Origin of the sequence: Pseudomonas sp. MAG733B, from assembly GCF_036884845.1 — a bacterium.
In the GTDB taxonomy this organism is placed as follows: Bacteria; Pseudomonadota; Gammaproteobacteria; order Pseudomonadales; family Pseudomonadaceae; genus Aquipseudomonas.
Window position 1 is genome coordinate 1,259,148 of sequence record NZ_CP145732.1, and the last position, 13,581, is coordinate 1,272,728.

Here is a 13,581-nt window from a genome sequence, read left to right on the forward strand (position 1 = left end):
GGTTTTTCAATCAGGGCGCGCAGGGTTAGCACAACACCCCGACTCCAGATTCTTGAGAATCGGACAATCCGGCCGGTGATCCCCCTGACAGTGCTCAACCAGATCCTGCAACGTATCGCGCAACTGCCCCAGTTCGCGGATCTTCTGGTTCAACTCATCGATATGCTGCCGGGCGAGGGCCTTCACATCGGCGCTGGCGCGCTGGCGGTCCTGCCACAGGGTCAGCAGCTTGCCGACCTCTTCCAGGGAAAACCCCAGATCCCGGGAGCGCTTGATGAACGCCAGCGTATGCAGGTCGTCATCGCCGTACATCCGATAACCGTTGCCGGTGCGATGGGCAGCCTTGAGCAAACCGATGGACTCGTAATAACGGATCATTTTTGCGCTCAGGCCACTGTGGCGAGCCGCTTGGCCGATGTTCATCGGTTGTCCTCCAGATCCTTGGGTTTCCAGGTTTTCAACAGTAACGCATTGCTCACCACGCTGACGCTCGACAATGCCATCGCCGCACCCGCCAGCACCGGATTGAGGAAACCGAAGGCCGCCAGTGGAATGCCGATCAGGTTGTAGACGAAGGCCCAGAACAGGTTCTGCCGAATCTTCGCGTAGGTCTTGCGGCTGATCTCCAGCGCCGCCGGCACCAGGCGCGGATCGCCACGCATCAGGGTGATCCCGGCTGCATGCATGGCCACATCGGTGCCGCCGCCCATGGCGATGCCGATGTCAGCCGCCGCCAAGGCCGGTGCATCGTTGATGCCGTCACCGACCATCGCCACCACGCCGGTTTTCTTCAGCGCCGTAACGGTGGCGGCTTTGTCCGCCGGCAGCACTTCGGCGTGCACGTCGGTGATGCCCAGCGCCTTGGCGACGACTTTGGCACTGCCACGGTTGTCACCGGTCAGCAGGTGGCTGCTGATGTGCCGTGCATTGAGTTGCTGCACCGCTTGCAGTGCGCCGGGTTTCAGGGTGTCACCGAAGGCGAACAGGCCCAACACTTTCGGCGCGGGGCTTTGCTCTATCAGCCAGGAGAGCGTCCGGCCCTCGGTTTCCCACGCAGTGGCGGAGTCAGCCAAAGCGCCTGTGCTCAGACCGCTTTCTTCCAGCAGGCGGCGGTTGCCCAACGCCAAACGACGACCATTCAGGTTGCCAGCGATGCCGCGCCCGGTCAGGGATTGGCTGTCAGTGACATCGGCCACGGACAAGTCGCGTTCTTTACACGCATCCAGTACAGCTTTGGCCAGCGGATGCTCGCTGCCCCGTTGCAGAGCTCCGGCCCATTGCAGCAGGGTGGCTTCGTCACCGTCGACGGCACTCAAATGTGCGATACGCGGCGTGCCCGAAGTCAGGGTGCCGGTCTTGTCGAACACCACCGAACTGACTTCATGGGCACGTTCCAGTGCTTCAGCGTCCTTGATCAGAATCCCGTAACGCGCCGCCACGCCAGTACCAGCCATGATCGCCGTCGGCGTGGCTAGACCCAATGCACAAGGGCAGGCGATCACCAGCACCGCGACGGCATTGATCAGCGCGGTTTCCAGCGGCGCGCCATACAGCCACCAACCGACCAGCGTCGCCAACGCCAGCAGCAGAACCACCGGGACGAAAATCTGGCTGACTTTATCCACCAGTTTCTGGATCGGGGCTTTCGCCGCCTGAGCGTCCTCCACCAGACGGATGATGCGCGCCAGCACGGTTTCCGCGCCAAGCGCCTGAGTGCGAACCAGCAGTCGACCTTCACCGTTGATTGCGCCGCCGGTCACCTTGTCACCGGGTTGTTTCGGCACCGGCAGGCTTTCGCCGCTGATCAGTGCTTCGTCGGCATGGCTCTGGCCTTCGACCACTTCACCGTCCACCGGAAAGCGCTCGCCGGGTTTGACCATTACCAGATCATTGAGGCGCAGGGCGCTGATGGCGACGTCCCGTTCTTGGCCGTCAATCACCTGGATCGCCCGCTCCGGACGCAGCGCTTCAAGCGCACGAATAGCGCTGGCGGTCTGGCGCTTGGCGCGGCTCTCCAGATATTTGCCCAGTAACACCAGAGCGATCACCACCGCCGAGGCTTCGAAATACAGATGCGGCATGCGTCCGGCGGCGGTGGCCCACTCGTAGACACTCAAGCCATAACCAGCGCTGGTGCCGAGCGCGACCAGCAAATCCATGTTGCCGGCACCGGCGCGCACGGCTTTCCACGCGGCCACATAAAACCGTGCGCCGAAGATGAATTGCACAGGCGTGGCCAAGGCGAATTGCGCCCAGGCCGGAAGCATCCAGTGCACGCCGAACGGTTGCAGCAGCATCGGCAAGACCAGCGGCAGGGCGAGGACGATGGCCGCGATCAAGGCCCAGCGCTCGCGGTGCAGACGGGATTGTTGATTGTCGGTTTGTGGGTGCTCGGCTTCCCAGACGCTGGCGGCGTAACCCGCCTTGGTCACGGCGGCGATCAAGGTTTGCGGATCGATCTGCCCGAGCAGTTCCAGGTGCGCGCGTTCGTTGGCGAGGTTGACGCTGACGCTCTTCACCCCCGGCACTTTGTTCAGTGCCCGCTCGACGCGACCGACGCAGGACGCGCAGGTCATGCCGTCGATGCTCAATTCAATCGACTGCTGCGGCACGCTGTAACCGGCCTTTTGCACCGCATCCATCAAGGCTGGCAGGCTGTCGGCGGGCGCCTGGACCCGAGCCTGCTCAGTGGCGAGATTGACGCTGACGGCACTGGCGCCGATGACTTTGCTCAAGGCACGCTCGACACGCCCGGCGCAACTGGCGCAGGTCATGCCGGCAATCGGCAGATCGAAAGTGGTGGATTCGGACATCGGTCGCGCTCCCTGTAGAAGATGCCTACAGGATCAACCTTGCCATGCTGGCAAGGTCAAGCGCCATTGTGAAGTTTGTTGTAGATCAAATGTGGGAGCGGGCTTGCTCGCGAAAGCGGCTCGTCAGTCGATATCAATAATGAATGATCAACCGCATTCGCGAGCAAGCCCGCTCCCACTGGGATTTGTGTCAGTAGCCGAGACCTGCGCGTTTCAGGTACATCCCTTCCTGCGTCATCGCAATCCGATACTTGAGCACGTCGCCGGCCCTGAGCTGGATGTCCTGCGAACCCGGCGCGAGCATGCCCGGGTTGCAGCCCGCTGCCTGACCCGGCAGCAGCTTGAGGCGCAGGGACACATTGCCCGGCGGCAGGTTGAACGAAGTGCTTTGCTCTTGAAACAGCCGAGCCGCCAATTGATCCTGGATATACACGCCGATTTCGCAGCTGGTCGCGACTTCCAGGCGCTCGCGGGAAATGATCAGCACGCCATAGTCCTCTCCGGCGGCATGGGCCGAAGGCAGGGCGGCGAAAAGGCTGAGGAAGCCAAACAGGCTGAAAGCTGACCAGCGCATGGCTGAATCTCCTGAGTCGAGTCATAGATGAACGCAGCTTGGCCGAGCGCGGCGCCGATTGCCAGCCCGGCAGATCACTGCAGAACTTGACCTTGCCACGGTGGCAAGCTCAAGACTGTACTCAGCCTCATTCAAGAGCCTCATCAAAGGAGTCATCCCATGCAAGTGTTCAATGTTGAAGGTATGTCCTGCGGTCACTGCGTCAGGGCCATCACTCAGGCTGTTCAGGCTCAGGATCCGGCAGCCAGCGTGCGCGTCGACCTGGCGGCGAAAGAAGTCGGTGTCGAAAGCGCGCTCACTGCGCAGCAGGTGATCGACGCGATCAGTGAGGAAGGCTACGGCATCAAATTAGCCTGATCTTTTTAATAGTTAGCGAGCTATCGGAATGTTCAAGGCGTCCATGCGCGGCTAGACTGTCGGGCTGCCGAACTCTGCCTCACTGGATGCCTGATGAACTTCCGCACAATTCTGATTCTTGGCGCCTTGAGCGCATTCGGTCCGCTGGCGATCGATTTCTACCTGCCCGCGTTCCCGGCCATGGCGCTTGCCTTCGGCACTGATGAGAAACATGTCCAGCTGACCCTGGCGGCGTATTTCCTTGGCTTGTCCATTGGTCAGCTGGCTTACGGGCCGGTAGCGGATCGTCTCGGGCGGCGCCTGCCATTGCTCATGGGCGTTGGCCTATTCACCGCCGCTTCGCTGGCGTGCGCCTATGCGCCGAACCTGGAATGGCTGATCGGCGCACGCTTCGTCCAGGCACTGGGCGGTTGCGCAGGGATGGTGATCTCGCGGGCGGTGGTCAGTGATAAATGCGATGCAGTGGGCTCGGCAAAAGTCTTTTCGCAGCTGATGCTGGTGATGGGCCTGGCGCCGATCCTCGCGCCGATGCTCGGCGGCCTGTTGGTCAACACCACAGGTTGGCAGTCGATCTTTCTGGTGCTGACCGGTTTCAGCGCACTGGCCGGTTTGGCCGTCGCACTCGGATTGCCGGAAAGCATGCCCGCTCATTTGCCACGCCAACCGATGTCAGGGGCTCTGCGTCAGTACGGACGTTTGTTGAAAGATTCGGTGTACCTCGGCCACGCGCTGACCGGCGGTATCGCCATCGCCGGGATGTTTTCCTACATCGCCGGTTCACCGTTCGTCCTCATCAAACTCTATGGCGTCCCGGCCGAACACTTTGGCTGGTTCTTCGGTGCCAATGCGGCGGGCTTCATTCTGGTGGCGCAGGTCAACGCACGTTTGCTGGCCAAGCGTGGGCCGGCATTCCTGTTGACGCGCGCCGTGTGGGTTTACCTGGGTGCCGGCCTGGCTCTGCTCGCCGTCAGTGCAATGCACACGGCACAACTGTGGCCGCTGTTGATTCCACTGTTCATCTGTATCGCCAGCCTCGGCTGCATCCTGCCCAACGCGTCAGCGTGCGCGATGAACGGCCAGGGTGCTCGCGCCGGCAGCGCTTCGGCGATGCTCGGTTGCCTGCAATTCAGCGTCGCCGCTGGTGCGGCCGCGCTGGTGGGCGTTTTGCACGATGGCAGCGCCATGCCGATGGCCATGGTCATCAGCCTGTGCGGAATTCTGGTGGTGAGCGTGGCGATGCTCACCCGGCGTTTGCAAAATGCCCGGGCACTGGCGCAAGCCCAGGTTTGAGAGCGATTCAGCCGGCAGCGCGCTGCGCGTGAAGGGCGGGGATTGGGTGAGGGGCTTGAATGCGTGCTTCTAGGGTGCGCATGAAATTTCGGGCTTCGGTTTCACTGCGGAAGGTTACCGCATGCTGGTCCAGGCGGACCTGCCACTGGGATTTTGCCAATTCTTTTATCAGGATCTTCATAGCTGAACTCCTCTTGTAAAAGACGTCTGGTGAAAGATGTTTCGTAAAAGGGTGCCTCGCAGGAGATTCGATTGTAGACCTGAATACGATCGCTATTGTGACAAGGGTCAACTGTCGGACTGACGGTTTGTAACAAAAAACATCGCAGGCTCTGGGTCAGCCTGCGATGTTGTTTTCAGGGGTTTAGAACCCTTCCAGCACTATCTTGCCCTTGGATTTGCCGCTTTCCAGCAGGGCATGAGCACGACGCAGATTCGCCGCATTGATGGTGCCGAAGTGCTCGCCAACCGTGGTTTTCAGTGTCCCGGCATCGATCAGCTGCGCCACGCGGTTGAGCAGGTTGTGCTGCTCGATCATGTCCGCGGTTTCGAACAGCGAGCGGGTGTACATGAACTCCCAATGCAGCGACAGGCTCTTGCGTTTGAGCTTGGTCACGTCGAGGGATTTCGGGTCATCGATCAGCGCCAGTTTGCCCTGCGGCGCCAGCGCCTCGACCAATTGATCCAGGTGATGGTCGGTCTGGGTCAGGCTGGCAACGTGGGTCACTTGATTGATGCCGGCGTGCTTGAGCTCTTCACTCAGTGGCTGGCTGTGATCGATCACCTGGTCGGCGCCCAACTCTTTCACCCAGCTATGGGTTTGCGGACGCGAAGCGGTGCCGATCACCTTCAAACCGGTGAGTTTTTTGGCCAGTTGGGTAAGGATCGAGCCGACACCGCCGGCTGCACCGACGATCAGCAGGCTCTGGTCTTCGTCGGTTTTACCTTCGCGCACTTGCAGGCGTTCGAAGAGCAACTCCCACGCGGTGATCGCCGTCAGCGGCAGGGCGGCGGCTTCAGCGAAACCCAGGGTTTTCGGCATATGGCCGACGATCCGCTCATCCACCACATGCAGTTCGCTGTTGCCGCCAGCGCGGGCGATGGAACCTGCGTAGAAAACCTTGTCGCCAGCCTTGAACAAGGTCACTTCACTGCCGACGGCCTTGACCACACCGGCCACGTCCCAGCCCAGCACTTTGGCGGCGCCATCTTCAGGCTGGACGTTCTGGCGGACCTTGGTATCCACCGGGTTGACCGAAATGGCTTTGACCTCTACCAACAGGTCGCGCGGCCCGGCGACCGGTTCCGGCAGTTCGATGTCTTGAAGGGATTTTTCGTCGCTGATCGGCAGGGACGCGTAATAGGCAATGGCTTTCATCAATAACTCCGCGAATTAACTGGATAGAAGAACAAATCAGGCGAGGGTGCGCAGGCGCTTGAGCTCGAAGTGTTCGAGGAAGTCAGGAGCCTTGGCGCGGAAGTTCTGGATATGCGCACTGTCGTCGTGGGCTTGCAGGGCTTCGTCGCTGCTCCAGTGTTCGATCATGTAGAAGGCCAGCGGATTGGACAGATCCTGATGCAGGTCGTATTGCCCGCAACCGGCTTCGGCGCGAGTCGGTTCCACCAGCGCCCGCAGGTGTTGTTCAAGAGCGTCCTGCTGGCCGGGTTTGGCGATGAGCGTGGCAATAGCGGTAAAAGGCTGGGACATCGGCGACTCCGGGAACGGGCTGATTTCGATGGGCAGATGATTGGCTATTTCTCCTGAAGATAAAACCCGCTAAAAGAGCAGTCTCTTTCAATATTTTTTTGATAATCGGGGCTTCAAATGCTGCGTTTCGATGACTTGCAGTTGTTCGTTCGGGCGGCGGACCTCGGCAGCCTGTCGGCGGCTGCGCGGGGCATGGACATGTCGGCAGCGGTGGCCAGCGCGGCGTTGAAGCGCATCGAACAGCAACTCGGTGCCCGTCTGCTCGCCCGCTCGACCCGCAGCCTGCGCCTGACCGCCGAAGGTGAAGGCTTTCTCGAATATGCCCGCGCAGCCCTGAGTAACCTCGATGAAGGTCGGCGTTTGTTGGCCAGTGGCCAGGATCAGGTCAGCGGCGTGTTGCAACTGTCGGCGCCGTCGGACTTCGGTCGCAACCTGCTGCTGCCATGGCTGGACGAGTTTCAGCGCGAACACCCGAAACTCACCGTGCGTTTATTGCTGGGTGACCGCATCGCCGATCTGTTCCGCCAACCGGTGGACATCGCCCTGCGCTACGGCGAGCCGGAAGACTCCAGCCTGGTGGCGCTGCCCATCGCCCCGCAAAACCGCCGCGTACTGTGTGCCGCGCCGAGTTACCTGGTCCGGCATGGCGAGCCGCGGCAACTGGAGCAGTTGGCTCAGCACAATTGCCTGCTGTTCATGCTCGGCAGCCGGGTCCACGACCACTGGAGTTTTCACGATGGCAAACGCGAGGTCGGCCTGACCGTCAGCGGTGACCGTTTCAGTGACGATGCCGATGTCGTGCGCCTGTGGGCGGTGGCGGGAGCGGGGATTGCCTACAAATCGTGGCTCGATGTGGCCGGCGATGTGCTCGCCGGTCGCTTGAAAGTGCTGATGCCGGAGCTGCTCTGTGAGCGCGCACCGCTGAATCTGTTGTGCGCCCATCGCGCACAATTGAGTAAGCCGGTGAACCTGTTGCGGGAAATGCTTGCCAGTCGTTGCGCCCGGTTGAGCAGTCATTTTCCGGGGTTCTCGGGAATCGATCATTAGTCGCAGGCAAAAAGCGAAATTTCCCTCAGGAACTATCACCTTCACCGGTTTGCGGAGGGCAGGAACCTGCGCTCAACCCGCCTATACTAGCGCTCGCCTCATGTACGCAGCGTTCATCGCAATAGCGCAGCCATGCTCGATTCGGCTGTGCCCCATGCCCCATCACCAGACCTCTGCAACCGGTGCCCGGTGATGGTGGGTATGAGCGAAGGTGTTGCCTGGTTTGTGGCGGTTTCCACGTCTTGGCCGACGGCACAATACTGGTCAAGATGTCTCCGAGCAGTAGACGAAACGATTCAACAGGGAGTGAATTCATGGAACATGCACCTTGCATCAGCCAGATAGCCACCTTACTGGCTGACCCAAAGCGCAGCACAATGATGTGGGCCTTGATGGACGGCTCGGCGCGCCAAGCCGAAGAACTGGCCCTGTTGGCCGGGCTGTCACCGTCTTCGGCCAATGCCCACCTGGGGCGTTTGTCTGCCGGAGGTCTGTTGAAAGTCGAAACCCGCGCACGCAAACGCTTCTTCCGCCTGGCCGCCCCCGAAATCGGTGCCGCGATCGAAGCGCTGGCCAGTGCCACGCTGGCCAGCGCACCCCAGGACATCCCGGATATTTTCAAACGCACTCCGCCCTTGGCGAAACCTCAGGCGCTACGCTCGTCGTTGCTGCGCGCGCGACTTTGCGACGACCATTTGGGTGGCACGCTGGCGGCGGATTTGTTCCAGCGTTTGCTGGATGCCGGCTGGATTGAGCAGTTTGATCAGCGGATCACGATCACACTCAAGGGCTCCACCGAGTTGGCGGCGCGTGGTGTATTCATCCAGGCACTGGCCCATCGTAATGGCAAGTCTGCGTGTGCCTGTCCTGACTGGAGCGAAAGACGCCCGCACATGGGCGGGGCGCTGGGAGCAGCGTTGTTGCAGCTGTTCATGCAATCGGGCTGGTTGAGCCTGCCCAACGATTCGCGCGCCTTGCAGGTCACCGCTGCCGGGCAGCGTGAAATCCACCGATTCGCCAAGGACACCGAGCTGGAAATGGCGCTTTAAGGGCCGAACACCAAACCTGTAGGAGCGAGCCTGCTCGCGATGGAGTGTCAGTTGACGCGTGCCCGACTGACACACCATCGCGAGCAAGCTCGGCTCCTACAATGCGATTTGCTTGTTTAAGGTTTTACCAACCGCGCATCCAGGCTGTTCTGCGCCAGGCGCTTGGCCTGATCCTGGGTCATGCCCAGATCGGTGTACAGCGCATGGAAGTTCTCGGTGACATAACCGCCGAAGTACGCCGGGTCATCTGAGTTCACGGTCACTTTTACGCCACGTTCGAGCATGTCGAGAATGTTGTGCTGCGACATGTGATCGAACACGCAGAGCTTGGTGTTCGACAGCGGGCACACGGTCAGCGGGATCTGCTCGTCGATGATCCGCTGCATCAAGCGCTCGTCTTCGATGGCGCGCACGCCATGGTCGATGCGCTGGATTTTCAGCAGGTCGAGGGCTTCCCAGATGTACTCGGGCGGGCCTTCTTCACCGGCGTGGGCGACGGTCAGGAAGCCTTCGTGGCGGGCGCGGTCGAACACGCGCTGGAACTTGCTCGGCGGGTGGCCCATCTCGGAACTGTCCAGACCGACGGCGACAAACGCATCGCGGAACGGCAGCGCCTGTTCGAGGGTCTTTTCGGCTTGTTCTTCACTCAAGTGGCGCAGGAAACTCAGGATCAAACCGCTGGTGATGCCCAGTTGCTGCTCACCGTCCTTCAGCGCTGCGGCGATGCCGTTGAGCACCACTTCAAACGGAATGCCACGGTCGGTGTGGGTCTGCGGATCGAAGAACGGTTCGGTGTGAATCACGTTCTGTGCTTTGCAGCGCAGCAGGTAAGCCCAGGTCAGGTCGTAGAAATCCTGGGACGTACGCAGCACGTCCGCGCCCTGGTAATACAGGTCGAGGAATTCTTGCAGGTTGTTGAAGGCGTAGGCCTTGCGCAGGGTTTCGACGTCGCTCCACGGCAGGGCGATCTTGTTGCGTTCGGCCAGGGCGAACAGCAACTCGGGCTCCAGCGAACCCTCCAGGTGCAGGTGCAGTTCTGCCTTGGGCAGGGCATTCAGCCAGTCGTACATAATTCTTTTCTCATCAGGTGCAATGGTCGCCATTCTACAGATGCTAGCCGCAACAATTGGTAAAACCTGACCAGCCGGTTCATTACACGGTTTCCTGTTCCCGTCGATAAGCATAGGTATCGGCGAAGCGCGAGAGCAGGAATTCGGCGCAGGTGGTGGTCGGATATTTCGCCGGGTGCTGTGCGTCCTGGCATCCCGGCAGGCATTCAATGCGCGTGTCGGGATGCGGTTCGGCGAAGAACGGCATCGAATAGCGATCCACACCCAGCGGGCTGATCACCCGGTGCGGCGTCGACAGATAACGGTCGTTGCTCCAGCGCGCCATCATGTCGCCGAGATTGACCACAAAGGTGTCCTCGATGGGTGGCGCATCGATCCATTCGCCTTTTACGTTCCTGACTTGCAGGCCACCGGCGGCATCCTGATAGAGCAGGGTGATGCAACCGTAATCGGTGTGAGCACCGGCGCCTTGTTGCTCGGCGGAACTGGCGGTGTGGCGCGGTGGGTAATGGATCATCCGCAATACGCTGACCGGCTCGCTGAAGCGCGAATCAAAAAAGTCGCGCTCGATGCCCAGCGCCAACGTCATTGCCCGCAGCAGTGTTTGCGCGAGTGCCTGCATGTCGACGTAATGCTGCTCCATCAGCGCTTCCCATCCGGGCAGCGATGGATGACGGTTGGGGCCGCGCAAGGGTTTCTCTGCCAGCACGTCTGGATGCTCGGCCGGCAGGTGCAGACCCATGTCGAAGGTTTCTTTGAGGTCGCTGGGTTTGCTCGGGTCGAGTTGTTCGGTGGCGATGGCGCCGTAGCCGCGATGGTGGCGGGTCTGGGTGATGTCGATCTTGAGTTTTTCGTCGGCGGGTTGAGCGAAGAAATGCTTGGCGTTGTCGAGCACCGCGTCGATGCGCGCAGCGGAAATCGGGTGGCCCTTGATATAAAAGAAGCCCCATTCACGGCAGGCGTGGTCGATTTCTTTTGCCACGGCGAGCCAGCCGTTCTGGTCTTCGCTGTAGAGCGGGGCGATGTCGATGATGGGAAGGCTGTTCATACACAATCCTGAATACACTGAAGATCAACTGTGGGAGCCAGCCTGCTGGCGATAGCGGTGTGTCATTCAACAAAAAAGTCGCCTGATACTCCGCCATCGCTAGCAGGCTAGCTCCCACAGGGTTTGTGTGGGGAGCAAAATTTATTTCGGGATTTCGGCCTTCATGCCTTCCACGTAATAATTCATCGACGCCAGTTCCGCCGTGGTCGCGCTCACCCCCGCCGGGATTTTCTCTACACCGGCCTGATCCTTGATCGGTCCGGTGAACGGTTGCAGTGCACCGCTCTTGATGTCGGTGATGATCTGTTCGGCCTCAGTTTTTACGGTGGCAGGTACCAGGTCGCTGATCGGCAGTTCCACCGTGCCTTCTTTCAAACCGCCCCAGTAGTCCTGGGATTTCCAGGCGTGGTCGATCACGCTCTGTGTCGCCTGGATGTAGTGCGGCGCCCAGTCGTTGACGATGGAGGTGAGCACCGCTTTCGGCCCGAAGTGCGCCATATCCGAAGCGTAGCCCACGGCATACACACCGCGACGTTCGGCCGCCTGGATCGGCGCCGGGCTGTCGGTGTGCTGGAACACCACGTCCACGCCCTGGTCGATCAGCGCGTTGGCGGCATCGGCTTCCTTGCCCGGATCGAACCACGAGTTGACCCACACCACTTTGATCTCGGTGCCGGGGTTGTACTTGTTCAGGGCCAGTTGAATGGCGTTGATGTCGCGGATCACTTCAGGGATCGGAAACGAGGCGACGTAGCCGATCTTCTTGGTCTTGGTCATCTTCGCCGCGAGGAAACCGCCAACGTAGCGACCTTCATAGGTGCGCGCCAGGTAGGTGCCGAGGTTCCTGTCCTGCTTGTAGCCGGTGGCGTGTTCGAAGGTCACCTGGGGAAACTGTTTGGCGACTTTCAGCGTAGGGTTCATGTAGCCGAAAGACGTGGTGAAAATCAGGTCGTACTTGTCCTTGGCCATGTTGCGGATCACCCGCTCGGCGTCGGCACCTTCGGCGACATTTTCCACGTAGTTGGTGGTGATCTGCGAGCCGAGTTTTTCCGCGAGTGCCTTGCGTCCCTGTTCATGCTGATACGTCCAGCCGTGGTCACCGATCGGGCCGATATAGACGAAGCCGACTTTCAGCGGGTCGGCGGCACTGGCAGTCAGGCTGATCCCCAGGCCGATGGCGGCGCACAGCAGTTTGTGCAGCGGACGTGTTTGCATGAATTCGAACCCCGTTTTGTTGTGTGTGGACAGGGTCAATGCAAATTGCTGACCAACAAGACAACAAAGCCGTAAAACCGCGCTACGGCCATCGCGAGCAAGCTTTGCTCCTACGGGACCGCGTCGCTTTTGTAGGAGCAAGGCTTGCCCGCGATGAGGCCGGCCGGGTCGATAAAAGTGCATGGCCTGACAGGGCTGCCATCCACTGGTGCGCTAAGGTTTAACGAAACGTTAGCGCCGCCCCGCAGTCAGTCGCTTATCCGCTTCTCCACGGCAAAGGTCCGACATGCTCACTGTCCTCAAGCAAGAAACCTTTCTGCTGCTGGCCCTGATCGCCGCTTTGGTCGCCTTCCCGCTGGAACACTGGTTGCTGCACAGCGGCCAGGCCATCGCGTTGAGCGCCGGTTTGGTGCTGATCGCCTTCATCGTCGCCGCTTCGATGCGCGTGGCCCGTCAGGCCGAGTTGCTGGCGGAAAAGGTTGGCGACCCTTACGGCACGATGATCCTGACCCTCGCCGCCGTACTGGTGGAAGTGGTGATCCTGGCGATCATGATGAGCAACGAAGCCTCGGCGACATTGGTGCGCGACACGATCTACTCGGCAGTCATGCTCGACATCAACGGCATCCTCGGTCTGGCGGCGTTGATGGGCGGGCTCAAGCACGGTGAGCAGTCCTACAACGATGACTCGGCGCGCAGCTACAGCGTGATGATCCTCACGGCCATGGGCGTTTCGATGGTGGTACCCGAGTTCATCCCGGAAGCCAACTGGAAGCTTTATTCGGCGTTCACCATCGGCGCGATGGTGGTGCTTTACGCTTTGTTCCTGCGCATGCAGGTCGGGCCGCACAGCTATTTTTTCAGCTACAGCTACCCGGACAAGCGCCGCAAAAAAGAGCCGCTGGAAGATGAGCCGGCACCGGTCAACCTGACGTTGTCCATCGGCATTCTGGTATTCGGCGTGGTGGTGATCGGCGCATTGGCTGAGGTGATGTCCAAGACCCTCGATTTGGGCCTGGAAGGAACGGGCGCGCCGCCGGTAATTACAGCGATTCTGGTGGCGGCGATTTCTGCGGCGCCGGAGATTCTGACTGCGCTGCGGGCCGCACTGGCCAACCGCATGCAGTCAGTGGTGAATATCGCGTTGGGCGCGTCGCTGTCGACGGTGATCCTGACGGTGCCGGTGATGGAAGCGATGGCGCTCTACACCGGCCAGCCGTTCCAGATGGCCATGACCCCGGTGCAAACCGTGATGATCTTCATCACCCTGATCGTCAGCGCGATCAACCTCAACGATGGCGAAACCAACGCCATCGAAGGCATGACTCACTTTGTGCTGTTTGCGACGTTCATCATGTTGTCTTTACTAGGCCTCTGAACCCGCCACAAAATCAATGTGGGAGCGGGCTT

General features: G+C 60.4%; 14 protein-coding genes. 5 read left to right on the forward strand and 9 right to left on the reverse strand.

Annotation, left to right across the window (positions count from 1 at the left end; genetic code table 11):
• Positions 1-6: 6 nt before the first annotated feature.
• The 3 genes from cueR to V6Z53_RS05690 form a co-directional block, all read right to left on the reverse strand.
• On the reverse strand, positions 7-423 hold the full coding sequence (gene cueR, locus V6Z53_RS05680) for a Cu(I)-responsive transcriptional regulator (protein ID WP_338584550.1): 417 nt from the start codon (positions 421-423) through the stop codon (positions 7-9).
• Positions 420-2,813, reverse strand: a complete 2,394-nt coding sequence (locus V6Z53_RS05685) for a heavy metal translocating P-type ATPase (protein ID WP_338584551.1) — start codon at positions 2,811-2,813, stop codon at positions 420-422. The genes cueR and V6Z53_RS05685 overlap by 4 nt, the downstream gene beginning before the upstream one ends.
• A gap of 190 nt (positions 2,814-3,003) precedes the next feature.
• Positions 3,004-3,387: a hypothetical protein gene (locus V6Z53_RS05690; protein WP_338584552.1), complete on the reverse strand. Its 384-nt coding sequence runs from the start codon at positions 3,385-3,387 to the stop codon at positions 3,004-3,006.
• Positions 3,388-3,546: 159 nt separating this feature from the next.
• Between V6Z53_RS05690 and V6Z53_RS05695 the strand changes: the two genes are divergently transcribed.
• Both V6Z53_RS05695 and V6Z53_RS05700 read left to right on the forward strand, forming a co-directional pair.
• Positions 3,547-3,744, forward strand: coding sequence for a cation transporter (locus tag V6Z53_RS05695; protein WP_338584553.1), 198 nt, complete (start codon positions 3,547-3,549; stop codon positions 3,742-3,744).
• Between the two features lie 93 nt (positions 3,745-3,837).
• The gene (locus tag V6Z53_RS05700) at positions 3,838-5,034 is read left to right on the forward strand and encodes a multidrug effflux MFS transporter (RefSeq protein ID WP_338584554.1); all 1,197 of its coding nucleotides are present in this window, start codon (positions 3,838-3,840) and stop codon (positions 5,032-5,034) included.
• 7 nt (positions 5,035-5,041) lie between these two features.
• On the opposite strand, the gene V6Z53_RS05705 is transcribed toward V6Z53_RS05700, so the two are convergent.
• The 3 genes from V6Z53_RS05705 to V6Z53_RS05715 all read right to left on the reverse strand — a co-directional run bounded on the left by V6Z53_RS05705 (position 5,042) and on the right by V6Z53_RS05715 (position 6,742).
• Positions 5,042-5,215 (reverse strand): hypothetical protein, encoded by a 174-nt coding sequence (locus V6Z53_RS05705; protein ID WP_338584555.1) that lies wholly within the window; start codon positions 5,213-5,215, stop codon positions 5,042-5,044.
• 183 nt (positions 5,216-5,398) lie between these two features.
• Positions 5,399-6,412: a zinc-binding alcohol dehydrogenase family protein gene (locus V6Z53_RS05710; protein WP_338584556.1), complete on the reverse strand. Its 1,014-nt coding sequence runs from the start codon at positions 6,410-6,412 to the stop codon at positions 5,399-5,401.
• A gap of 36 nt (positions 6,413-6,448) precedes the next feature.
• The gene (locus V6Z53_RS05715) at positions 6,449-6,742 is read right to left on the reverse strand and encodes a putative quinol monooxygenase (RefSeq protein ID WP_338584557.1); all 294 of its coding nucleotides are present in this window, start codon (positions 6,740-6,742) and stop codon (positions 6,449-6,451) included.
• A 117-nt stretch (positions 6,743-6,859) separates the two neighbouring features.
• Here V6Z53_RS05715 and V6Z53_RS05720 point away from each other — a divergent pair, with 117 nt between their 5' ends.
• Together V6Z53_RS05720 and V6Z53_RS05725 are read left to right on the forward strand one after the other, a co-directional pair.
• Positions 6,860-7,789, forward strand: a complete 930-nt coding sequence (locus tag V6Z53_RS05720; RefSeq protein ID WP_338584558.1) for a LysR family transcriptional regulator — start codon at positions 6,860-6,862, stop codon at positions 7,787-7,789.
• Between the two features lie 314 nt (positions 7,790-8,103).
• Complete coding sequence (locus tag V6Z53_RS05725; protein ID WP_338584559.1) at positions 8,104-8,838, forward strand: helix-turn-helix transcriptional regulator; 735 nt, start codon at positions 8,104-8,106, stop codon at positions 8,836-8,838.
• Positions 8,839-8,954: 116 nt separating this feature from the next.
• Here the strand turns inward: V6Z53_RS05725 and V6Z53_RS05730 are convergent, their stop codons facing one another.
• The 3 genes from V6Z53_RS05730 to V6Z53_RS05740 form a co-directional block, all read right to left on the reverse strand.
• Positions 8,955-9,908: an adenosine deaminase gene (locus V6Z53_RS05730; RefSeq protein WP_338584560.1), complete on the reverse strand. Its 954-nt coding sequence runs from the start codon at positions 9,906-9,908 to the stop codon at positions 8,955-8,957.
• Positions 9,909-9,990: 82 nt separating this feature from the next.
• A complete protein-coding gene (locus tag V6Z53_RS05735) occupies positions 9,991-10,956 on the reverse strand; it encodes a 2-oxoglutarate and iron-dependent oxygenase domain-containing protein (protein WP_338584561.1) in 966 nt (321 codons plus the stop codon).
• Positions 10,957-11,097: 141 nt separating this feature from the next.
• A complete protein-coding gene (locus tag V6Z53_RS05740) occupies positions 11,098-12,171 on the reverse strand; it encodes a BMP family ABC transporter substrate-binding protein (protein ID WP_338584562.1) in 1,074 nt (357 codons plus the stop codon).
• Positions 12,172-12,457: 286 nt separating this feature from the next.
• Between V6Z53_RS05740 and V6Z53_RS05745 the strand changes: the two genes are divergently transcribed.
• A complete protein-coding gene (locus tag V6Z53_RS05745; RefSeq protein WP_338584563.1) occupies positions 12,458-13,549 on the forward strand; it encodes a calcium:proton antiporter in 1,092 nt (363 codons plus the stop codon).
• Positions 13,550-13,581 lie beyond the last annotated feature (32 nt).

Excerpts from the sequence above, each read along its gene's own strand:
- V6Z53_RS05715 (WP_338584557.1), bottom strand. The coding sequence starts at position 6,742 with ATGTCCCAGCCTTTTACCGCTATTGCCACGCTCATCGCCAAACCCGGC.
- V6Z53_RS05745 (WP_338584563.1), top strand. The coding sequence starts at position 12,458 with ATGCTCACTGTCCTCAAGCAAGAAACCTTTCTGCTGCTGGCCCTGATC.
- V6Z53_RS05730 (WP_338584560.1), bottom strand. The coding sequence starts at position 9,908 with ATGTACGACTGGCTGAATGCCCTGCCCAAGGCAGAACTGCACCTGCAC.
- V6Z53_RS05720 (WP_338584558.1), top strand. The coding sequence starts at position 6,860 with ATGCTGCGTTTCGATGACTTGCAGTTGTTCGTTCGGGCGGCGGACCTC.
- V6Z53_RS05690 (WP_338584552.1), bottom strand. The coding sequence starts at position 3,387 with ATGCGCTGGTCAGCTTTCAGCCTGTTTGGCTTCCTCAGCCTTTTCGCC.
- V6Z53_RS05685 (WP_338584551.1), bottom strand. The coding sequence starts at position 2,813 with ATGTCCGAATCCACCACTTTCGATCTGCCGATTGCCGGCATGACCTGC.
- V6Z53_RS05705 (WP_338584555.1), bottom strand. The coding sequence starts at position 5,215 with ATGAAGATCCTGATAAAAGAATTGGCAAAATCCCAGTGGCAGGTCCGC.
- V6Z53_RS05725 (WP_338584559.1), top strand. The coding sequence starts at position 8,104 with ATGGAACATGCACCTTGCATCAGCCAGATAGCCACCTTACTGGCTGAC.
- V6Z53_RS05695 (WP_338584553.1), top strand. The coding sequence starts at position 3,547 with ATGCAAGTGTTCAATGTTGAAGGTATGTCCTGCGGTCACTGCGTCAGG.
- V6Z53_RS05700 (WP_338584554.1), top strand. The coding sequence starts at position 3,838 with ATGAACTTCCGCACAATTCTGATTCTTGGCGCCTTGAGCGCATTCGGT.
- V6Z53_RS05710 (WP_338584556.1), bottom strand. The coding sequence starts at position 6,412 with ATGAAAGCCATTGCCTATTACGCGTCCCTGCCGATCAGCGACGAAAAA.
- V6Z53_RS05735 (WP_338584561.1), bottom strand. The coding sequence starts at position 10,956 with ATGAACAGCCTTCCCATCATCGACATCGCCCCGCTCTACAGCGAAGAC.
- cueR (WP_338584550.1), bottom strand. The coding sequence starts at position 423 with ATGAACATCGGCCAAGCGGCTCGCCACAGTGGCCTGAGCGCAAAAATG.
- V6Z53_RS05740 (WP_338584562.1), bottom strand. The coding sequence starts at position 12,171 with ATGCAAACACGTCCGCTGCACAAACTGCTGTGCGCCGCCATCGGCCTG.